Here is a 19,237-nt window from a genome sequence, read left to right as displayed (position 1 = left end):
TCCAACCGGATAGAGTCACGATTTTCTGTCTAGGCAATCAAGACGGTTATAGGCAAGTTCACAACCGTAGCCCGACCACTCAGCACGGCCCAGCACGCCGCCTCAGATCGCCTATGTCAGCCTCATCAGCGAACTCATCCGCCTGAGGTTAAGCGACAGGCAGACCAGATCCCATTCGCCTTGCACGGCATTAAGCCCCCTCAGGCTGAACTGCCGGAAGCCCAGAATATGCTTGATCCAGCCATTAACCGCCTCAACCAGATACTTGCGCCGGGCGTAAACCGATCGCCCCGTCGCGGTGGCCAGCTTCTCGGCCATCCGTGACGTGGCGGGATAACCGCTCGCGTCTATCTCTGCGCTCTTTTTCCCTTCCCGACGCAGCGAGACATAACCGTCGATCCTTTTGTCCTCCAGGGACTGTAAGTCGTCTTCTTTACGGTAACCGGCATCGGCCAGGCATTGTTGCGGATAGGTTTTCAGGATGTCTTTCACGTCATCCAGTAGCGGTATCAGGCGACCCTGATCACTGGCATTGCTGCCCAGATGATTAGCGACAATCAGTTGGAATTCACCATCCACGGCCAACTGGCCGTTGTAGCATTGCTGGAACCCATCCGCCGTTTTCATAATCCGGCTTTGCGGGTCGGTAAAGTTGCTTTGATCTTTGTCGTCCGGCACCCCGTAATCTCGCTTGAAGTTCCGGCCACCGCGGGGTGGGCGGCGATCATCGTCCGGGTGCCGGCCTTTGGCTGTATCCCGCGCTTTCTGATCCGCTTCCAATTTCTCCTTGGCAGCGCGGATCTTGTCCAGTCGCGCCTGTCGGTACTGCAACTCCTCAGGTAGCTCATCACCCCGCTGATCCGGGCCGAACTGCCGATCTTCCGACTCATCCGTTCGACGGGCCTGACGACATAGCCCATCGATCTCTTTCGATAAACGATCTTCTTCCTCGCCCATGCGGCCATAGCTCATGGCCTTGTGCTTACTGGCATTAGCCCGAATCTTTGTGCCATCAATCGCCAGTGTTCCCAGCGTGATCAGCTCCGCCTCCCGGGCAATCCGTACGACTTGAATGAAGATGGCCTTGAAGGCGACCAGATGGTGTTTGCGGAAATCACAGATCGTGCGGTGCTTGGGAAAATTACCCGCAGCCAGAACCCGAAAGGCGACGTCTTCCTCCAACTTCCGGGCAATCTTGCGTGAGGAGAATACGCCGGTGGCGTAGGCGTAAATAAGAACCTTCAGCATCATCCGCGGATCGAACGGCGAGTTACGCCGACCGTTGCCTTCGTAGCGGGCGTAAAACGCACTCAAATCCAGCTCCTCGACAACATCACTGACAAAATAGGCCAGGTGGCCATCAGGCAGCCACTCGTTCAGGCTTGGGGGAAGGAGCAATTCCTGGTCGGGCGAGTACGGGCGGAAAGTGGTTCCCATCAGACGTCCTGTTGCCGAAAAATTTTCGGTTTATTATGCCAGAAACGAGCTTCTGCCGCGCAGACTCCTAGCACGTTCTTCTTCCACCAATCCTGCACCAGGGGCAGATTGGTCTCGTCCACGTCGGTGTGGCCTTCCCGGGTATCCGGCGGTGAGATCACGATAGCGCTTGTGACCAGGCCCAGACTGTCGAGATGTTGTTTGTACCGGATGGCGCTCAGTTTGCTGTCTGTCGCGAGCTGACCTTTCAACTCAAGCTGCGCTTTCTTAAAGTTCTCGCTGAAGTGCACGCTGATATCGAAGGCGTTGAGCTTGATGCGATCCTGGGCGGTATAGATCTGGCCCTGCTGGGTGTATTTGCGCTTCAGGTCTGATTTCTGGTTGTCTGAAAGCGCTGCAGTGACTTTCTCGAACCAGGTATCAACTGCCTTCTGGTTCACATCCAGCAGCGGCTTTCGCTCCTCATAGAGCAGGGGAGTGATGGTGCCGTCATCGACTGCGCGCTTCATAGTGTAGGCGTGAATAATGGCGCCGAATCGTTCCGCGGTCTCACTTTTCTCGTCTTTAAGCAGTGGCGTACCTGTGAACGCGATGAACGAGGCTTTGGGCAGGGCCTGGCGCATCCGTTGATGGTTCTCGCCGCCCTGGCTACGGTGGCCCTCGTCGACAATCACAATGATGTTTTCAGACGGGTTGTAGCACTCTGGCTGCTTCGCCGCCGAGGCAAACTTGTTGATGATGGTGAAGATGATCCGCTCGTTTCCCTGGCCGATTCGCTTGGCCAGATCCTTGCCTGAGCGTGTTTTCGCGAGAGAATCGCCGCTTTTCTTGCCCGAGATTTCAGTACCAAAAGCTCCGCCGGTCAGGAACGTCTTGGAGAGCTGTTTTTCCAGATCCACGCGGTCGGTGACTACGATAATCCGGCAGTTCTTCAGGGCGTCGCTGAGCAGAAGGGCCCGACACAGGTAGACCATGGTGAACGACTTACCGGAGCCGGTGGTGTGCCAGAGCACGCCACCTTTGCGTTCGCCCGAGGGTTTGAAGGCCGAAATGCGCTCCAGAAGTGCTTTTATCCCGAAGGCCTGCGGGTATCGGGCCACTATCTTCCCGACCTTACGATCAAACAAGATGAAAAACCGTAGAAACTCAAGAAACCGGTACCGATCGAGCAGGCCTACCAGAAGCCGATCTTGTTCCGTAGGCATGACGGACTGTGACCAGAGCTGCTCGAAGTAGGCTCGGATTTTCGGAGCTTTATCCTTGAACAGAGCGTCCTTGTCGGAAACGGATAGCGTACGGTTCTTGATGTTCTGTACGTACCGATCATCGAACTCCTCGTCCGTCCACATTGACCAGAACTTCAGCGGGGTGTGCGTAGTGCCGTACCGCCCGTCGTTGCGACTGATCGCAAACAGCAGCTGGGCGAAGGCGTAGAGGTACGGCACTTCGTCGTTCTTCTGGTTGCGCAGGTGCTGGCTGATGCCTTCCTCAACCATGTTCTTGTTGGGGTTGCCGGAGGCCGCTTTCTTGGCCTCGATCACCGCCAGAGGAATACCATTGACGAATGCCACCACATCCGGCCGGCGGGTGTGGGTGCCTTGGGTGGACCGCACCTCCATCTCTTCGGTGACATGGAACTCGTTGTTGTCCGGGTTCTCCCAGTCGATCAGATGGATCGTGGGCTGGGCCTTCTTGCCACCGATAAACTCGGTCACGGTGACGCCGAGGGTCAGCATGTCGTATACGGACTGGTTGGCGTCTAGAAGGCCCTGGGCCATGGAGGGTGTCGTAATCTCCCGAATCACCTGATCCACGGCTTGCTCGGACAACGGGTACCACTGCCCCTTGAACTCGAACTTGCGCTGGCGCAACACCCGCTCCAGCACCGGCTTCATCACCACTTCCCGCTGGCTGCCTCGCAGCGCCATGCACTCCGTCGCCGGCAAAAATGCCCAGCCCAGGTTGATCAAAGTGGCCAGGGCCGGAATGTGGCTGGAATGCTGCTCATTCCCTTGAGGGGTGGTGTTCATGCGGCCTCCGTTTCCACCTGCACCCGACGCTTGCCGGTCAGGAGCTGATGCATCAGGGCTTTCTTTTCTTCTTTTAAGCATTCTAGTCGCACTTGATTAGCGGCGACTTCAGCATCAGTAACAGCGAGCACTTGGGCAATTTTTTGTTGCTCACGGAGACTCGGAATTTTTACTCTGTACAGCTTCCGAATGACGCTGGGATGTGCCTTAGTCTGATAGTTAAACGCCTGACGCTCATGGAGATATGCCAACTGCTCTGCCAGGAACTTGTACGATAGGCGATCAATGTCGAGTCGCATATAACCAGAAACATTTGTCACTGAAAACTTATGTTTCGGTCGGTAGAAAAAGTTCCCCCCACCGTCAACAGACCAAGAAATTAGCTCCTCATCAAACATGAATTCACCATAGGCCCCCATCAATCCATCATTCTTAACTGACGATGAATAGATTGGATATTGCCCCGGCTTATTCTCAATGTCCTTTTTTGATATGACCTTGCCTCGTCCAAGTTTCAACCATCCCTTATCCTCTAATTCTGCAATCAGGAACTCTTCCCACTCCCCCTCAAACCCCGGCAACCGCTTCTGCCCGGTCAGCAACTGCTGCATCAACCCTTTCTTCCGCTGCTGGCTGTTCTCAAGCAGGCGCTCGGTGGCGGTGATGGCCTGATCCCAGGTGGAGAGGATCTGGGCGATCTTTTTTTGTTCTGGGATAGAAGGCAAGGGCAGTGGCAGTTTTTTGCACAGTTCAATCGTTAAATTCTGCTGCCCCGAGGTTTTCTTTGACCTGGACTGCAACCAATTCTGAGCGTTATGGCTGTTTAAGAAGGCTAAAAAGTATTCAGGCACGACATGTTGCGTATCTAACCGATAAAAAACGATCGCCTGATTCATGTTGTATTCTGGCCATGACTCATCCAACAACGCAGTTTTCCCAAGCGGGGGACCAACGATGTTCATCAAAATATCGCCGGGATACGCCTTCGACCTAGCCAGAAACTTTTCGTGAGCTGCTTTTGATACGTAGATGAAATCAGAGTCTTTTTGAAGACTGCCATAAAAAGACAAGTTATTAACCCTCAAGAATGGGATTCCGCCATTCTCTGATACTTCCGTTTTGGGAGGTGTGGTCCCTTTAGATACTTTAAGGCTTACCGAATCGGCTTCTGTAATTGCCCAGTCGCGAGGAACGACATCTGAGAAAGGACTGCCGGGCATTGATTCACACACCATAACCCAGCTCCTGCAAATACCCGTCCATCTGCTCGTTCAGTCTGGCGATCTCAGCCTCGATCTCTTTCCGCTCCGCTTGCACGGCCATGAGGTCGATCTCTTCCTCTTCCTCAAATGTGTCCACGTAGCGGGGAATGTTGAGGTTGAAATCGTTTTCTTGGATTTCCTCGTGGGTGGCCGCGTAGGAATACTTGTCCCGGGTGTCGCGCTGCTTGTAGGTGTCGACCACCTTGGCGATGTTCTCATCGGACAACTGGTTCTGGTTCTTGCCAGCCTTGAACTCGCGGCTCGCGTCAATGAACAGCACGTTGTTGTCGGTTTTATCCTTGCGGAACACCAGAACGGCCGCCGGGATACCAGTGCCGTAGAACAGCTTCTCGGGCAGGCCAATCACGGCATCCAGCAGGTTCTCCTCGATCAGCTTCTGACGGATTTTGCCTTCCGCTGAACCCCGAAACAGGACGCCGTGGGGTACGACCACGGCCATGCGGCCGGTCTTCGGCTTCAGGGTCTCGATCATGTGCAGGATGAAGGCGTAGTCGCCCTTGGACTTTGGCGGTACGCCGCGTCGGAATCGGGCGTAGGGATCGCTGTCCGCGCCCTCGAAGCCCCACTTCTCCAGTGAGAACGGAGGATTGGCCACCACGATGTCGAAGTGTTTCAGGCCGCCATTCTCATCGAGCAGCTTGGGGTTTCTGATTGTGTCGCCCCATTCAAGTTTGTGGTTGTCGATGCCATGCAAAAACATATTCATCTTGGCCAGGGCCCAGGTGCTGCCGATGGCCTCCTGACCGAACAAGGCGAAGTTCTTGGAGCCGTCGTTGCCCTTGCGGATCTGGTTGGCGCATTTGAGCAAAAGGGAGGCGGAACCGCAGGCCGGGTCGCAAATCTCGTCGCCTTCCTTCGGTTCGACGATCTCCGCCATCAGCTCTGAGACTTCCGGCGGGGTATAGAACTCACCGGCCTTTTTGCCGGAGGTGGCTGCAAAGTTCTTGATCAGGTATTCGTAGGCGTTGCCTATGACATCCAGCTTCCCGATTCGGCTGGGGCGTAGGTTGAGCTCTGGCCGGGCGAAGTCTTCCAGCAGGTGCCTGAGGATATCCTGTTTGTGTTTTTCGTCGCCCAGTTTGTTGGAGTTGAAGCTGATGTCCTGGAATACGTCAGCCAGCTTAACGATGTTGGCGTCTTCAATGGCATGTAGGGCCTTATCGATTCGCTCTCCGTTGCCTGGCTCGTGGCGCTTTTCATAGAGCGCGTAGAAGCCAGCGTCTCCAGGCAGGACGAAACGCTCGTTTTTCATCAATTCCTGAATGAGTTCGGGGGAGTCGCCATATTCCTTTTTGTAGCTGTCGTAATGGTCCTGCCAGACGTCGGATAGGTATTTCACGAACAGCATCGTTAACACGTAGTCCTTGTAGATGCTTGGGTCTACGGTGCCCCGGAAGGTATCGCAGGCATTCCATACCGCTTTGTTGATCTGATCCTGCTTGATGGCATCGTTACTCATATCGGGTCTCTGTGGTCGTATCAGGACGAAGTATTTGTTGGCCGACAGCATCAACCATGCGTTGCCGGTTTTCGATTAACTGTTGGTAGAGCTGCACTTCACGGGTGGCGGCATCGGCCAGTTTCACCATCCGCTTCTGCCGCTCGATAGGTGGCACCACGATGGGTAGGCTGCCCAACTGAGATTTGGTGATGCTCGGCGCCACGGAGCCCTGGGAACACGCGGCAAAGTATCGCTGGGCATCCACGTGGTTTAGCTGCCACGCTAGAAATTCCGGCATCAGGTTGTAGGCATCAGGCTTGAGCCGGATATGATAGAAATTTGGGGTGCAGACGGTGTTATGGGGGAGCTCGGCGACCAGGGCAGCGTCGTTCCGGGTGCCTTTTGCCATAAAAATGATGTCGCCCGGCCAGAGGTAATCCGGTCGCTTTCGTCCGGGCAGGGTAACCCGATCCAAGGTTACACCCAGCTTGTCTGTCAGCGGCTGGCCCAAAACAAGGTGCCGATACTGCACGACGAAGGTGTTTCCGCGCTCCTGCAAGGGAAGTTTGCCGCGAAACGGGTACCCGGGCTGGATGGAGGCCAAATCTCGTAACAGGAGCGACCCTTTTCGTGCGCGTTCCATGCAGTATGCTCAATGATGCATTTAATATAGGCAGCGTAGTTACTGTTGCATCATTTGGCAAGATGCATTTCGTTGTCCGATCCTGCTCCCAGTTCGGAATTTAATCTTCTTTTGAGCTAACTCCTTTACGCGCGACATAGGCTTCAAGCAGGTGCGGCGCCAAAAGCTTCTCTACGGGAACAGGGGAGGTCGACTCAATGTGCCGTACCAGGTCAATGATCGTCGAGATGTTCCCATCCAACTTCCCCTTCAAAGCTCTTATTTCAAGCTGACTTTCCACGTAACGTTGTTTATAGCCGGCCCGGGTTCGTCCGTGCTTTGCGCTGTTTTTGTCACGTGCGCTTTTTATGCCGGCACGCTCCATCTGCAGGTTGGCGTAACGATCAATTAGGGGCCGGCGGCTGCTCAATGAGCTGAGTTTGCCTTTGATAATGGTCTTAGAAACAAGTCTTTTGTGGAGGGCCGCCGGTGTGATTGGCGCCTCTTCGTAGCCGGACGCCAACATCAGCATCAATTCGTGCTCGATGGCCTTGGTCAGCTTTTCACCTTGCAGCGCCATGGCTTTCCTCCTGAGGCTGATTCGAGTCGGGCAGGGCAGCCGCAAAGCGGTCTGCCAGGGTTTCCGGGCGAGATACGTTGTGGAGTAATCCCGAGGGGAACACCTGCAAGACGAGGTTCTTGTCGCGGGCTTCTCGGGCACGCTCGACGGTAATTTTCATTTGGCTCGTCATCTCACGGCTTTCCTGAAGTGCCTCTTCATAAGCGGGGTCGTTTGCTCGGTGCCGTTCAAGCTGCTCCAGATGCGCTGCCATGTTCGTGTAGTTGCGCTCCAGCCCCTCCAGTTCGCCCGGTCGGCCGGTTGCCAGGAGATTGCCACAACCGCCGCCCTGGAGGCATTTGAGCTTCTTGGGGCATCCATGGAGTGCCAGGTTGCGGGTGCAGGCGCCGTTCACCACCAGGTGAAAATCCCGGCCGTGGGTTTCAATGAAGGTTTGTGCATGCTCGGGACCTTCCTGGGTTTTAGTAAGGTTGTAGTCGTTTTGTAACTCGCCGACCAGAACGCCCGCATCCAGGGCCGTGGAAACAAAGTTCAGTGTTTGCTCTTCGGTGTCGAAGGCGTGAAACGCCTGGCGTAGGGGGCGCTCGAGATGCTGCGGGGCGGCCTTAGCAATGCCGAGGTCCTGTACCAGTTCGGTGAGCAGTGTGTCGCCGAGTTCAGCCAGGGCAGAGACAGAACTTGCGGTACCCTCAGGCGCGGCATCGCCATGTTGGTTGGTGCTTGGCAGGGGAGTTTTTCGGTATTCGATCAACCGATTTTGGGCAGACTGGCGCTCGTTTTCCGTGAGGTGTTGATAATAGCGGTTCTGAGTGATGTCCATCCTGCCCATGATCATGGCCTGCAGATGCTCTGACACACCGGCTAACGCTAAAAACGTGTTCAGGTTGTGGCGCGGATGGTGGGACTTCCACTCGATACGGCCACCGTTTTCCTCTGTGTACTCCCGAACATCGAAAACACTTTTATTGGCTGCGTTGCCGCCGATAAAGGCGTTCAGGTCGACGAGTTTCATCGGCTGCACGGCGGGCAACACTCGAGCACCCCGGGCCAGGCCGAGAGGACTGCTGGGGCCGACTATAAGCAGTTCGTCTATCCGCATTGTGACGCGGCGTTGGCCGACCAGGAATTCGTAATTAATCGGGTTTGCCGGATCCGGCAGATACGATCGCACCACTTCCTCGACATCGGCAAAACTGTATATGGGCTCTTGAACCTTACCCCTGGCAACCCCGGGTTTGGTCTGAAATCCAATAGGCGAGAGCTTTCTGGCTTTAACCCAACTGCGAACGCCATTTTGGAGGCGCTGGTAGAGAGGGCGCTCATCTTTCGTCTCGGTGTATCGAACGTTACTTTCGATGATGTGGTTGATCAGGTCCGACTCGGTAACGGTGGATTCATTCCAGTTCAGGATGTGCTTTCCGCCAGATTCAACGATCCACCGAGCGTGCTGATGAAACGGGTTCGTCAGTTCGAGAATTCGAAGATAAGCCCGCCTGGCAATTGGCGCGGCATTGCTTTCGAACCAGTGAATGCGGTTTTCGGCATGCTTCTCGGCGTAATAGCGGATTCCGTACTGCTCCATTGGTGAGCCGTCTACTGCAATTATTGGCATCCCGGTCTCTTTGCTCTGCAAAGGGCGGGTAACCCAGCAATCTCGTGGGAGGAAAAGCACTTCATCGCCTCGCAGACCGGTGCAGAATAGGAGGTCTACCACCCGGCAACCCAGCTCTTCCCAATAGTGGCGAGGGCTGGTCGTGATCGCGGCAAAGCCTTTTAGAGCGGCGAACGTGATCAGCCTTTGTTCGTCGTCATCTCTGGACCGGTCATCAACCACACCTTCCTCTACCGCTTTCCGTGCGACTGTACCTCGGTTCTTTTTGTTATCCGCTGTGTGTTTGTGCTCGTACTGTGGCGCCGTCAACGTCAGGCCTTCCAGGATCAGCAGCCGCTGGACGGTATTCGCGTTCGTCATGGCATCGAAGACGTTCTTGTAGCCCACAGAGACGAGCGTTTCGTCGATGTACTGGAAGACCGATGTGTCGATGTAGATTGGATTGGTCTGCTGGCGAGTCGCTCTGAGGCCAGCATAAATGCGTTTCAGAGTCAGGTGGGTGAGCAGTAGGCTCTGGGGTGAAGGCTTTCTATTGGCCGGGGCTTTCTCATACTGGTGCACCACAACTGCCTTGATGAAATCGACATAATCCCAGTCGGCGATCACCTGGCTCTCAAATCCCTTCATGCGGGAAATTTCGGTGTGAGCCATTGAGCTTTTTCCCGCTCGAATGGATAGCCAACCGGTGCTTTGATTACCCCAGGTCGTCGCACTCCAGGGTTGCTGAGTTACAGGCTCGATCTCGGCCTCATAATAGTCCCGACGGGCCTGGATGAAGCGCTGAAGATTCTCGATAACCTGCTTCACTGGCAGCCCTTCCGATTCTTGCAGTGGTTAATCACTACCTGAACCTCGGCAATCACGCCCTCGAGCTGCAGAACGGCAGGATTTCGGTGGGTTTGGCCGGCGGCGTCTGAAATCGCAAGCTGACTCGCAGCCTCGGCCTTTAACGCGTCCCTGACGCCGGCGTGGTCTCCATCCAGGAAGGGATTGAAGTCGCTGCAGCCATAACAACTCCGGACCGGCTCAAAATCGCAGGAGCTGGAACTGCATCCACCAATGCCTGTAAACAAACGGTTATCGACCATGCCCGCGACTTTCCGGCCGCGCCAATCTGATTCCTCGCCGATTTCACCGGTGAGGATCATCCCCATCATTTCCTGGTAGGCCGCGTTTTCACCAAGAGCTTTTTGTTTGATCACCGCCAATTCCGGCGTTGCGGCGATATAGTGACCGGCCGCCACGGTGCTGCTGTGGCCAAGTACTCGGGCAATCTGATCGGCCGATGCACCAGACATCGCCAGGCTATGGCCAACATGGTGCCGGAAATCATAGGCAGTCAGGTGAGGGAGGTGGCGTAGGAAATCCTTGAGCTCGGCGGTTTCTGGCATTGGGCCGACGAAATTGCGGGCGGCCCAGGCTCTTAATCGAGAATTCAGAGCCTTGTCAAAGCTTTTGGCCATCGCAAGGGATCCATCGGGGAACCGCAGCAGCTGGCCGTTTGCCAGATCCGGCCGACATCGATCTATCAAAGCCTGGATGATGGTGCCGGCTTCCGGGCTCAAATCCAGTTCAAATGGAGCCTTGTCGACCCGCTTGGCCTGTTTGGCAGGCGGTATGCTGATGGAGAAATAGCGATTGTGCCGGTTCTTGAAGTCTTCTTCTTTCAATTTGAATAGCTGAGCAGGGCGCATGCCGCTCTCAAGGCAGAGGATTGTTATGGAAAAGCCCCGAAGGTCCTCGGTTGTAAGCGACTGAATCTTTCCAATATCCCTGCCAATCCCCATCTCAAGGAAGCGCAGGACAGCAGGTTTTAGTTTGATCTCAAGGTCGTAATAGGACTGCCAAAGGTCCCTGGTGAAAGGAGGCGCCATTGACTCAAGATCAATCAAGTCATCGACACTGAAACCCGGCAACGAAAACTCACAGCAGAGGCCAATTATTCTTTTCCAAGGGAAATAGCCTGGTCTATTTTCAAAGTTGAAGAGTCGTTCAATACAGCTTTTTGCGGTGAATGATTCAAGCCCTGAGAAAAACGTTTTATGCGTGTAGAACAGCTCGTATGTGTAGCCGGCCGAATAAGAGGAAAGCAAATGCGACGTGGCCCAGTGTAAAAATTGACCCAGTCGACCTAACTCTTCATCTCGAAGAGGCTTTGCTGAATATTCCCGGTTGATCGAATATGACAGCGCCGCAGAGTTCTTTCCTAATTCACTGAAGTTAAGATGATATTTCTTTCCTGATGAAATGATCGTCCAATCCAACGTACCTGCATCAATCTGTTGAGTGTCATTTGGATCAGACGTGTAAAGGTTAATGAATCGTCGCGTTGGCCGCTCCCGCAGCGCTTTCATAAGTTCATCCGTAAACAAACTATCTGATGTTCCGGTACCCAATCGCGCACACAGTGAGGAGCGCGCATCGGAAAAGCTCTCGTCCTTGAGTGTTGATCCATTTGAATTCATCGGCACGCGGCCTCCCGCTTTTTAGAATTGTTCCGGTTTGTATATCTTGCGTTGCGCCCTGACGCGTCGGACATTTGCCAAATTTGCGCTCTTAGCGATATACCTCGCAGCGTACTTTTGTGGCATCGGGCTTTGTTCGCTCCATCCGCCTAGCTGGCGAAGTCGATCCTTGGCCAACTCAAAATCGCATCCGTCCCGTTCGACCAAGGCCTCAAAGGTATCCGTTGCCCACGTGAACCGAAACATGTGAGGGTGGAGCGTAACCAAGGTTCCTCCCAGCTCAGCGCAGCACAGGTGAGGGAAGTGTTGCTTTACTGAACAATACAGAGCGTCAACTACGTCCTGCGCGGTGCGTAATGATAGAGGGTTGCGACTTTTCCTAGTGTTGACCAATAAAAACGGGTGGGTGGGTCCACCTCTGAGATGGTCAACGTAAAGCTCCCAAAGTTTCACGTCCTCCGGTGCTAGTTGTATAAGCCGCTCTGACCAAGCGTTTTTGAGCTTTGGCGCGACGGTTCTTGGATCGGCAGAACCCTCATAATTGGTGATTGCTACAGCATGTCCAGTGCCAGAAGAGTATGGAACGAGGCTCTTTACGCGAAGCAACAACAACTCGCCGAGTCGAAGTCCGTAGTGAAGTAAAAGTCTGATCATCAGGTGATTGCGGATTTGCACTGCAGCGACCTGAGACCTATCCACGTGTTTTTGCCAGGGATTCAATGCATTTAAAGTTCTTGAAGTCGACGGGCGCGAGCAGGAAGTAATCGCGAGGACTTCTTCAGTAGTTAAACTGCGCTCTCTCGCTACTAGCTGGCCCTGAGCCTGTTTAGAAAACGGTTTCCCGCTTCGGGTGTTAAGTCGACCGCATGCCTCGCGGCGGGTGGCGTGTAGCCGAAAACGGTAGCTGTCGAGGGTTGTCCTTTGTTCTCTCGAATTAAGCTGTGTATATCGAGAGGAAACATACCGTCTTGCAAGAAACAGCAAAAACTGTGTCACGCAGCCAAGCCGCACATCGCGAGTAGCATCAGCGATGGCAGGCTCGGGCGGGAGATCTTCGTTCCAGTTGGCATCTACTTGGTTTCTTCCTGAATCGACGTAAGTGGCGAAGCCGGAATAATCAATCAAAGCTGAGTCCAGAGCCAGGAGCGGAACGAGCTCTCGAATTCTAGTCAGGTTATTATCGAAAATAGCCTCATCGAACGACTTTTGATGTTTCTCGTGCCAATAGTTGTACCACTGGCAAACAGAGACCAGGTGCTGTTTAACGGTATTGATCGCTTTCGAAAGCCCCCAGCTGTGTAAGTACAGAAGAGGCAATAACGCGGGCAGGTCTGAACCGGAATCAATTACGACGACCGAAAGTTGACCATGATAGGAAAATTTCTTGAGCTGGAACCGTTCCTTGACACTCATTTCCACACTGTCCATGGGTGGGTATGAACCGACTATAAGACCGCGTGTAAGAAAAAAGGAGAATTTTTGGTGATATTTGCAGGAGAGCGCACAGTTAGTGGATTTGGCCGTAACTACTCAAAATCTCATGAACAAAAAGCTACACCACAGTCCCTTTAACATAATATACATTACGCGCAGTGTCCAACATCAAGAACGGGGCGGATTTTACCAACTTTGACACACCCGCCCGCCTGTAAGTGATTGTTTATTCGTCCGCCCGGTAGTCTCCGGGTTTCTTTAGACTTCAAAAGGAAATGGACGAAATAATGACCACTTTTAATAACGGCGGGAAACTTTTGTGGTTCCCTGTTATGAAAACTCCGTCTAAGAAAAGTTACACCTACCGGCCCGGCCAGCGATGCCTGCGGGTCGAATACGGCCGTCACGTCCGGTATCTGCCGCCCAAACTGGCGGCGGAACTGGCCGGGGTGTCGGTGAAAACGGTCTACAAATGGATTGCCGGGACGCAGCAGATCGACGCCCGCACCCGTGCGGTTCTGTACTCCCGAGCCCTGGGCCTGATACCCCATGAGGCATGGCAAGGCTGGCATGTGGATGAAACCGGGCGCCTCACGGCCCCCAATGGCTGGACGTTTTGCGCGGGTGAATTGCTGGGCCTGACCTACCTGAAGCAACTGAACGGCGAATTACAGCGGGATGTGGCGCGCCTGACGGTGGAAAACCGGCAACTCCGTGAAGCGGTGCAGTATTTACAGGCCAACAGACTGCCGGGCAATGTGGTGCGGTTTCCGGGCACAAAAAAACCCGACCTGAGCCGGGCGAATCGTTCAGACATTCCCTGAGTTATTCGGCGGTTTCCAGTTCGGTGATGCCCTGGTCTACTGCGGTGCCCACGGAGACCGCCACCGGAGCGCCGACACCGGTTGCGGCCAGCAGGCCAATGATAATGTATTTGCGGGCGCTTGAGCCCCACAGGTTTTTCAGCCACTTCATACTTTCGCCCCTTGCAGTCGGTCTATACGATCGTGCGCCAGATCGGCCTTTGCCTCTACTCTGGCAATGTCCTGATCTTGCCGTTCCTGATGCTGATTGATGTAATGAATGTGCACTTTGATGGCCGCCCACGCGCCCCCGAAGCCACCCAAGCCACCCCCGGCGGCAATTAATCCCAGCGTTTCTACTTCACCCACGCTTACCACCTGTTCACCCAGTCTTGCAGTTCATCGGCCAGCCCGGATTTGGCCGCTTGTTTGGCGTCAAATTGCACGGTGACCACCCCGCCGGAAATGTCCGTGCTCACGGCCTCGCCTATGTTGCTTTTGGCCTTGCGGCCCCACGCCAGCCCGGCCACAGCGCCGACGATGAAGCCCAGCAGGCCGAGCGGAATAGCTTTTCTCATCCGTCTACTCCGTGGAAGTAGTCGGCCAGGTCTGTGCCCAATGTGCCTTTGGAGCCGGTCACGCCCTGGTACGCCTCGTTAAACCATCTGTTGATGACGTTATCCGGGTTTACCGGGTTCACGGCGTTGCCGACATCTTTCACCGTTTCGACGGTTTTATTTTTCAGATACCACAGGGTCAGAAACCCCACGATACCGATGCCAATTAGCTGTTTGTTGGTGAAACTCATGCGAGAACATCGCCCCCGATCTGCGTTACGTAGTTGCGGGTTTCCAGTGGCGCCCTGGCTAGCCAGTTCGGGTCATTCTTCACTTTCGAAAGATTCCCTGGCCCCCAGTTGTACGCGGCTAACGCCTGTTCCCAATTGCCAAACATGGAATACAGATCCCTCAGATAGCCACCGGCGTAGCGAATCGCCGCCACCGGGTCCAACGGGTCTACGTTCGGATGCCAGCGCGGGACAATCTGCGCAATGCCTTGCGCTCCGGCACTGGACACGGTGCGACCGTCGATGATGTCCGGCCTGTACCGGGATTCCTGATACAGCACGCGGGCCAGCAGGTTGAACGGGAGCCCTTCGGCCTCTTCCGTTTCCCGGATTATGTCGAGATACGGCGCGGCCCGCTCCGGCGGTTGCCAGCCGGGACGCGGGTTGCGCCCTGGTGTATTGGTGCCGCGTCCGTCCGTTGTATTGGTCATGGCGTTACCCCTGAAAACGACTGCCAGCAGTAGCGCCCCGGCGGCTATGCCGATGAGGGCGCCCATGGTTAGCATCCCGTAGAGATACCGGGAACCGAAATCTCTACCCGGCTATCTAGCTGCAGTGTTCTGCCTGCATTGGCTGCACTGGTTACCTCTACTTCAGTTTTGAGAACGGTTTCACCGTTCACACCTGACAGGTCCACGCCGACATCGTTTGAAAACTGAGTAACGCCGTTCAGCGCAATGGTTTGCGAATAGACAATTGTCGATCCGGCGGTCAGCTTTACGACGGCCTCCCCTTGGGTGGCTTGCGCATCCAGCCGGCCCAGAAACTGGAAACGCGCCGGCCTGTAGTTCAGAGCCACGAGCGGCCCGATTTCCGTTGCCATGGCGTCCGGCGTGCTTGTTGTCGCCACCGTGTCCAATGCGACCGGCATTTTTGGTTCAAAATTCAGTTGCGTTTTCCCGGCTAAAATACTCACAGAGCGCCCTCCACAGGCAATTCGTTATCAATGGTGATTACGACCCGCCCCGGTAATAGGGTGGCGAAATCGTCGGCCACGTTGGCCCGCTTAAAGGTTTCGTTTCCGGTGGATACCGGCTTGAAGTTCAGCCCGTTTTCATCCCTGGAAAAGTCCACCGCGTAGACGTGATCCAAGTATTGATTTCCCATCTTTCGCCTGAAATACCACTCTAATGCCGCCCTAACCAGTTCTCCGGATACTTTGATGCCGGTTTGCAGCTCAGTGACTTCCAAGGCCGCAAACACTTGCGCTGTTCCCTGACTCACATAAAGACCGTCTACCACCCCGCATCCGGCGCGAACGGCCTTGAACACGGGCTTGGTTGAAAAATCGACTAGGGCTTGCTTATACAGCGTCCTGGCCTGGTATCCGTTCGGAGCGAGTGATTCCGTGGCGGCAAACAGCAAATTGTTCACCGGGCAGAAACTTTTGATGTTGGGCAGGTCCGGAAACTCTCGGTTGGTGATTTCGGCCAGGCTGTCATAGTCCAATTCTTGCAAGCTGCTGACGTTCCCATATTTAAACCAGATTGAATCCCGATCCTTGTTATACCGGATACAACTGTTTTCCCCGGTTACCGGCACAACCGAAAACGAACGCACCAGACCAAAGCCATCGTTGTATTCTTCAACCAGTCCCTGTCTTTCGTAATACAGCAAAAAGTTGTTGGTTTTCTCCACCCAACAAAACGACGTAATGGTGTAATCCGCCGTGAAAATGGTGGTGAAGCTCTGGTCAGAATTGGCCTTTTTTATTTCGGTGTTGGCATCATCTCGGACCGTCAAATAGCCTAATTTCGGATGCCAAGCGCTGTCAGTTCGCTGATAATCCAGCGCCAGATTCACCGTTGTAATCAGGTTCATGTTCTTGCCAAAAATCAACACCTCGCCATCGTTGGCCGCGTTGTTGGTCACAGCCACCGCGATGTTTTCGCCCACCTTGAAAACATGGCCATCGTAAACCCCCTGGAAAAACTCGCCATCAGCCTCGACCAGCGGCCGCAAGTCGACCGAATCGATCACATCATCGGCCTGATAGGTTACGGTAGTTAATTTCGTTGGCACTAGGTCCACTTCCAGTGTGTACCGGGTATCTGTTTTGGTGGTGCCATCGGCATTTTTTAAAACCGGCGTTATGCTTACTTCACCGCGAATGATTTTTTCATCATAGGTTCCAGTTCCCAGGATGAAGATCACCGCCGCCGGGTTGTCCGGGTCGGTGTTTTCGAACTCCACACGGGCATTCGGCCCGGTCAGCGGTTCAAATTCCTGATACCCGCCGGCCCTCATGGTCACGGTTTTACCGGCAATCTTTACCTTGATTGGCCGATCCGCGAACTGGCAGAAAATGTAGGTTTCCCCGTTGCCGTTGATGGGATAGGTTCCACCGGCGGGAATGGTAAATGCTTTGGTATCGCCTGCCATGCTTACCCCTTACGATTCAGCAGCCACACCGCCGCGACGGTGCCGGAGGCGATCAGGCCCCACTTTGTGATGTTTTCGAAGGCTTGCGAGGTATCTGAGCGGGTCGAGCTGTTCGCGTAGCTCAAAACCCGGTCGAGCTGTTCGCTAATGCCCTGGTTCGCACTGGATGCAAAGTTCACGGCGCGGGCCAGTGAATCCTTGGCAAATTCCTGTGTCCCTAGCAGCGCGTCATAGCCGTCGCCCACGAGATTTTCCGAGGTTTCCAATAGCGCCTTGTAGCTTTCACCCGTTTTTGCAATGCCGGCTTTGGCGATATCAGCCCCGGCGGCGATGGCCCCGGCGTCGGTCAAGGTCACGTCGCCCAGGCTCAACTCAGAGCGGGCGAGGTTGATGTTTCCGGCCAGTGCGGCGGATTCGCCCCCGCCCCCGGCGTAATCGGCGTTATTGAAGATGTACTCTTCGCTGGTATTGCTGCTTTTGCTTTTGGAGCTACCGCCCATAACAAACTACCCGCTCTGTTTCGTGCCAGCCCAGCCGCTGAAAGATTCGGCAAAGCCGGTTATCTGTAATGTGCGCCCTGGCGGTCATGCCGTTGGCTTTGGCCAGGGCGGTTGCCCACTTGATCACGGTGCGCGTGTGGGTGCCCTCACCCAGCCACACCACCAACTCCCGGCCCCCGCTTTCGTCCCGCTCTACCCGTGTGACCACATAGGTGTATGGCCGTTTATGCCCTGGCGTTCGGTGTTGCCACAGTTGCGCCCGGCCCGCCCTTACCTCGGCTTCGGCCTGACACAAAACCGCCGGGCTCCCGGCGGCGTTGCGCAAGGCTTGCCCGGCGGTGTCTGACCATGGCACTTGCTCAAAGGTCATCGTTTGAGCGCCACCCACAACACCAGCGCGGCCACGCCATACAGGGCAATCTGATTGACGTTGATGCCGGAAAGCCCCGTTTGCGGTGGTGGCCCGAAGTTGAAAATGTGCCCACCGCCGCCGTACTGGTCGCCGCCTGCCTCGCTGGCCTGCGTCCCGCCGGAGTATTGCAGCCCGCCGCCGCCGGTTGATACACCCCCGATACCTGGAATCATCGCGCCCCCTTAGCTTCGGGAGTAAACGAACGCGGCCACCCCGAGGGCGAACGCACCGATTACCCACCATTTCGCATCCCCAAGGGTGCCGCTGATTTCATTGGCCACGCGCTGGGCGCTGCCGTCCGTTGGCGTGACAACGGTTCTATCGTACTGGTCTGCCGTGGTTGGCTGAGCCTTTCCGCCGTCTGAACCGCGTAGCTTGTTGGCGGTGCCTTCGGCCCAGCCATTCACTACCGTATTCATGGCGCCGGAAAGGGTGCCCCCAAGGTCAGCCCATGAAAGGTCGAGCTCTTCCATGGATTCCCCCTATTAGTTGCCCAGGCCGCCCACGTAATCGACGTAAATCGGGCAGTTCGCTTGGGTGGTGCCGACTTCCATGATCAGCGCGAAATCACTCACGCCGGTCAGGGGGAACGGGTCGCCCGCGTAGCCCTTTTCGGTGCGGTCGATCACATACCAGCCGGTTTGCGGGTTACGGCGGGCGCGGGCCTGAGCGGCTCGGTTTACCGCGTCGGTGCGCTCAAAGTGTTTCTTCTGATCGAGTTCCACTTTCAGAAGTCCGATGTTGGCCGTGGCCGCCTTCACGAACATGCGGCGCACCCGTGCGAACTTCACCCCGCCTTTCGGGAGGTCGCGAATCTGACGCTCACCGGCATTCAGGTCATAGGGGAACTTCAACAGGCGCGGAATCAGGCCAGGGCCACCCGGCGCGGCTTCATCCACGTCCGCGAACAGATCGAGCGCCGGATTGGTGGCGTCTGCGGGAACGTCGATTTCAACGGTGTACTTGCTGATGTAGCGCCCGTTCTGGTCGCGGGAACCGGTGTTGATACCGGTCATTTCCTCGCCGTCGCGGGTTTTCATGTTTTCGGTGTTCAGCGGGATGAACAGCACGCCGGATTCCGCCGGGATCATGTCGTGTTGGTTCATTGCGTCCCGGTCTGCGGCGGTGTATTCCTGGATAACCTCACCGTTTACCCGGTGGCGGATAACCAGCTTATTACGGTCAATCGTGCCGCCAATCACCAGATCGAAATTCAGATACTTGTAACCGATGGGCATATCGTAGGTAGTGGTATTGCCAGCGGCCACACCGTTACCGGAGGTGATGCGCATCGGGATTCTGTAAGGCGTTTTCGCCATGGTTCTGCCCTTTTTGCGTTGTTCGTTTCAGGTCACTGATTGGTCAAATTGCCAATCAGTTGCCGTAAAT

At 55.2% G+C, this 19,237-nt stretch carries 22 protein-coding genes; 1 reads left to right on the top strand and 21 read right to left on the bottom strand.

Features of this window, described 5'->3' with window-relative positions; translation table 11 throughout:
- Positions 1-111: 111 nt before the first annotated feature.
- From ACZ5Q2_RS13470 to ACZ5Q2_RS13430, 9 genes are all read right to left on the bottom strand, one after another.
- The gene (locus ACZ5Q2_RS13470) at positions 112-1,437 is read right to left on the bottom strand and encodes an IS1182 family transposase (protein WP_230716015.1); all 1,326 of its coding nucleotides are present in this window, start codon (positions 1,435-1,437) and stop codon (positions 112-114) included.
- Positions 1,437-3,467 (bottom strand): type I restriction endonuclease subunit R, encoded by a 2,031-nt coding sequence (locus ACZ5Q2_RS13465; protein ID WP_432209975.1) that lies wholly within the window; start codon positions 3,465-3,467, stop codon positions 1,437-1,439. Before ACZ5Q2_RS13465 ends, ACZ5Q2_RS13470 begins: the two co-directional genes overlap by 1 nt.
- Positions 3,464-4,702, bottom strand: a complete 1,239-nt coding sequence (locus ACZ5Q2_RS13460; protein WP_464597163.1) for a restriction endonuclease subunit S — start codon at positions 4,700-4,702, stop codon at positions 3,464-3,466. The genes ACZ5Q2_RS13465 and ACZ5Q2_RS13460 overlap by 4 nt, the downstream gene beginning before the upstream one ends.
- Positions 4,692-6,209 (bottom strand): type I restriction-modification system subunit M, encoded by a 1,518-nt coding sequence (locus ACZ5Q2_RS13455; protein ID WP_064227905.1) that lies wholly within the window; start codon positions 6,207-6,209, stop codon positions 4,692-4,694. Before ACZ5Q2_RS13455 ends, ACZ5Q2_RS13460 begins: the two co-directional genes overlap by 11 nt.
- Positions 6,202-6,834, bottom strand: coding sequence for a restriction endonuclease subunit S (locus ACZ5Q2_RS13450; protein WP_064227906.1), 633 nt, complete (start codon positions 6,832-6,834; stop codon positions 6,202-6,204). The genes ACZ5Q2_RS13455 and ACZ5Q2_RS13450 overlap by 8 nt, the downstream gene beginning before the upstream one ends.
- 100 nt (positions 6,835-6,934) lie before the next feature.
- Positions 6,935-7,393: a hypothetical protein gene (locus tag ACZ5Q2_RS13445; RefSeq protein ID WP_064227907.1), complete on the bottom strand. Its 459-nt coding sequence runs from the start codon at positions 7,391-7,393 to the stop codon at positions 6,935-6,937.
- Positions 7,377-9,812, bottom strand: a complete 2,436-nt coding sequence (locus ACZ5Q2_RS13440) for a hypothetical protein (RefSeq protein ID WP_064227908.1) — start codon at positions 9,810-9,812, stop codon at positions 7,377-7,379. Before ACZ5Q2_RS13440 ends, ACZ5Q2_RS13445 begins: the two co-directional genes overlap by 17 nt.
- Positions 9,809-11,470: a site-specific integrase gene (locus ACZ5Q2_RS13435; RefSeq protein WP_432209977.1), complete on the bottom strand. Its 1,662-nt coding sequence runs from the start codon at positions 11,468-11,470 to the stop codon at positions 9,809-9,811. Before ACZ5Q2_RS13435 ends, ACZ5Q2_RS13440 begins: the two co-directional genes overlap by 4 nt.
- A 21-nt stretch (positions 11,471-11,491) precedes the next feature.
- Entirely contained in the window at positions 11,492-12,883 is a 1,392-nt protein-coding gene (locus ACZ5Q2_RS13430; RefSeq protein WP_064227910.1) for a tyrosine-type recombinase/integrase, read from the bottom strand.
- Between the two features lie 353 nt (positions 12,884-13,236).
- Between ACZ5Q2_RS13430 and ACZ5Q2_RS13425 the strand changes: the two genes are divergently transcribed.
- Positions 13,237-13,728, top strand: a complete 492-nt coding sequence (locus ACZ5Q2_RS13425; RefSeq protein ID WP_432209978.1) for a DUF3653 domain-containing protein — start codon at positions 13,237-13,239, stop codon at positions 13,726-13,728.
- A gap of 1 nt (position 13,729) precedes the next feature.
- Here ACZ5Q2_RS13425 and ACZ5Q2_RS13420 read toward each other — a convergent pair whose 3' ends face one another.
- Genes ACZ5Q2_RS13420 through ACZ5Q2_RS13365 form a run of 12 tightly spaced genes read right to left on the bottom strand, consistent with a single transcriptional unit; the run spans position 13,730 to position 19,167 of the window.
- On the bottom strand, positions 13,730-13,879 hold the full coding sequence (locus ACZ5Q2_RS13420; RefSeq protein ID WP_432209979.1) for a hypothetical protein: 150 nt from the start codon (positions 13,877-13,879) through the stop codon (positions 13,730-13,732).
- Positions 13,876-14,076, bottom strand: coding sequence for a hypothetical protein (locus tag ACZ5Q2_RS13415; RefSeq protein WP_432209980.1), 201 nt, complete (start codon positions 14,074-14,076; stop codon positions 13,876-13,878). Before ACZ5Q2_RS13415 ends, ACZ5Q2_RS13420 begins: the two co-directional genes overlap by 4 nt.
- A 2-nt stretch (positions 14,077-14,078) precedes the next feature.
- Positions 14,079-14,285, bottom strand: coding sequence for a hypothetical protein (locus ACZ5Q2_RS13410; protein WP_432209981.1), 207 nt, complete (start codon positions 14,283-14,285; stop codon positions 14,079-14,081).
- The gene (locus ACZ5Q2_RS13405) at positions 14,282-14,515 is read right to left on the bottom strand and encodes a hypothetical protein (RefSeq protein ID WP_432209982.1); all 234 of its coding nucleotides are present in this window, start codon (positions 14,513-14,515) and stop codon (positions 14,282-14,284) included. Before ACZ5Q2_RS13405 ends, ACZ5Q2_RS13410 begins: the two co-directional genes overlap by 4 nt.
- Positions 14,512-15,051 (bottom strand): lytic transglycosylase domain-containing protein, encoded by a 540-nt coding sequence (locus ACZ5Q2_RS13400; RefSeq protein ID WP_432209983.1) that lies wholly within the window; start codon positions 15,049-15,051, stop codon positions 14,512-14,514. The genes ACZ5Q2_RS13405 and ACZ5Q2_RS13400 overlap by 4 nt, the downstream gene beginning before the upstream one ends.
- 2 nt (positions 15,052-15,053) lie before the next feature.
- Positions 15,054-15,470, bottom strand: coding sequence for a hypothetical protein (locus ACZ5Q2_RS13395; RefSeq protein ID WP_432209984.1), 417 nt, complete (start codon positions 15,468-15,470; stop codon positions 15,054-15,056).
- The gene (locus tag ACZ5Q2_RS13390; protein WP_432209985.1) at positions 15,467-16,936 is read right to left on the bottom strand and encodes a hypothetical protein; all 1,470 of its coding nucleotides are present in this window, start codon (positions 16,934-16,936) and stop codon (positions 15,467-15,469) included. The genes ACZ5Q2_RS13395 and ACZ5Q2_RS13390 overlap by 4 nt, the downstream gene beginning before the upstream one ends.
- 2 nt (positions 16,937-16,938) lie before the next feature.
- Complete coding sequence (locus ACZ5Q2_RS13385) at positions 16,939-17,436, bottom strand: hypothetical protein (protein ID WP_432209986.1); 498 nt, start codon at positions 17,434-17,436, stop codon at positions 16,939-16,941.
- Positions 17,426-17,806, bottom strand: a complete 381-nt coding sequence (locus ACZ5Q2_RS13380) for a hypothetical protein (RefSeq protein ID WP_432209987.1) — start codon at positions 17,804-17,806, stop codon at positions 17,426-17,428. Before ACZ5Q2_RS13380 ends, ACZ5Q2_RS13385 begins: the two co-directional genes overlap by 11 nt.
- A complete protein-coding gene (locus tag ACZ5Q2_RS13375; protein WP_432209988.1) occupies positions 17,803-18,021 on the bottom strand; it encodes a hypothetical protein in 219 nt (72 codons plus the stop codon). The genes ACZ5Q2_RS13380 and ACZ5Q2_RS13375 overlap by 4 nt, the downstream gene beginning before the upstream one ends.
- A 9-nt stretch (positions 18,022-18,030) precedes the next feature.
- Complete coding sequence (locus ACZ5Q2_RS13370; protein WP_432209989.1) at positions 18,031-18,321, bottom strand: hypothetical protein; 291 nt, start codon at positions 18,319-18,321, stop codon at positions 18,031-18,033.
- Between the two features lie 12 nt (positions 18,322-18,333).
- Entirely contained in the window at positions 18,334-19,167 is an 834-nt protein-coding gene (locus ACZ5Q2_RS13365) for a major capsid protein P2 (protein ID WP_432209990.1), read from the bottom strand.
- Positions 19,168-19,237 lie beyond the last annotated feature (70 nt).

Source organism: Marinobacter alkaliphilus, assembly GCF_055394375.1.
This window is presented reverse-complemented; position numbering and strand designations above follow the sequence as displayed.

What these genes read in the sequence shown, in the direction of transcription:
- ACZ5Q2_RS13385 (WP_432209986.1), bottom strand. Translation starts at nt 17,436, where the DNA reads ATGGGCGGTAGCTCCAAAAGCAAAAGCAGCAATACCAGCGAAGAGTAC.
- ACZ5Q2_RS13365 (WP_432209990.1), bottom strand. Translation starts at nt 19,167, where the DNA reads ATGGCGAAAACGCCTTACAGAATCCCGATGCGCATCACCTCCGGTAAC.
- ACZ5Q2_RS13445 (WP_064227907.1), bottom strand. Translation starts at nt 7,393, where the DNA reads ATGGCGCTGCAAGGTGAAAAGCTGACCAAGGCCATCGAGCACGAATTG.
- ACZ5Q2_RS13450 (WP_064227906.1), bottom strand. Translation starts at nt 6,834, where the DNA reads ATGGAACGCGCACGAAAAGGGTCGCTCCTGTTACGAGATTTGGCCTCC.
- ACZ5Q2_RS13375 (WP_432209988.1), bottom strand. Translation starts at nt 18,021, where the DNA reads ATGATTCCAGGTATCGGGGGTGTATCAACCGGCGGCGGCGGGCTGCAA.
- ACZ5Q2_RS13405 (WP_432209982.1), bottom strand. Translation starts at nt 14,515, where the DNA reads ATGAGTTTCACCAACAAACAGCTAATTGGCATCGGTATCGTGGGGTTT.
- ACZ5Q2_RS13460 (WP_464597163.1), bottom strand. Translation starts at nt 4,702, where the DNA reads ATGGTGTGTGAATCAATGCCCGGCAGTCCTTTCTCAGATGTCGTTCCT.
- ACZ5Q2_RS13465 (WP_432209975.1), bottom strand. Translation starts at nt 3,467, where the DNA reads ATGAACACCACCCCTCAAGGGAATGAGCAGCATTCCAGCCACATTCCG.
- ACZ5Q2_RS13410 (WP_432209981.1), bottom strand. Translation starts at nt 14,285, where the DNA reads ATGAGAAAAGCTATTCCGCTCGGCCTGCTGGGCTTCATCGTCGGCGCT.
- ACZ5Q2_RS13420 (WP_432209979.1), bottom strand. Translation starts at nt 13,879, where the DNA reads ATGAAGTGGCTGAAAAACCTGTGGGGCTCAAGCGCCCGCAAATACATT.
- ACZ5Q2_RS13380 (WP_432209987.1), bottom strand. Translation starts at nt 17,806, where the DNA reads ATGACCTTTGAGCAAGTGCCATGGTCAGACACCGCCGGGCAAGCCTTG.
- ACZ5Q2_RS13455 (WP_064227905.1), bottom strand. Translation starts at nt 6,209, where the DNA reads ATGAGTAACGATGCCATCAAGCAGGATCAGATCAACAAAGCGGTATGG.
- ACZ5Q2_RS13435 (WP_432209977.1), bottom strand. Translation starts at nt 11,470, where the DNA reads ATGAATTCAAATGGATCAACACTCAAGGACGAGAGCTTTTCCGATGCG.
- ACZ5Q2_RS13430 (WP_064227910.1), bottom strand. Translation starts at nt 12,883, where the DNA reads ATGAGTGTCAAGGAACGGTTCCAGCTCAAGAAATTTTCCTATCATGGT.
- ACZ5Q2_RS13425 (WP_432209978.1), top strand. Translation starts at nt 13,237, where the DNA reads ATGAAAACTCCGTCTAAGAAAAGTTACACCTACCGGCCCGGCCAGCGA.
- ACZ5Q2_RS13390 (WP_432209985.1), bottom strand. Translation starts at nt 16,936, where the DNA reads ATGGCAGGCGATACCAAAGCATTTACCATTCCCGCCGGTGGAACCTAT.
- ACZ5Q2_RS13400 (WP_432209983.1), bottom strand. Translation starts at nt 15,051, where the DNA reads ATGGGCGCCCTCATCGGCATAGCCGCCGGGGCGCTACTGCTGGCAGTC.
- ACZ5Q2_RS13370 (WP_432209989.1), bottom strand. Translation starts at nt 18,321, where the DNA reads ATGGAAGAGCTCGACCTTTCATGGGCTGACCTTGGGGGCACCCTTTCC.
- ACZ5Q2_RS13470 (WP_230716015.1), bottom strand. Translation starts at nt 1,437, where the DNA reads ATGGGAACCACTTTCCGCCCGTACTCGCCCGACCAGGAATTGCTCCTT.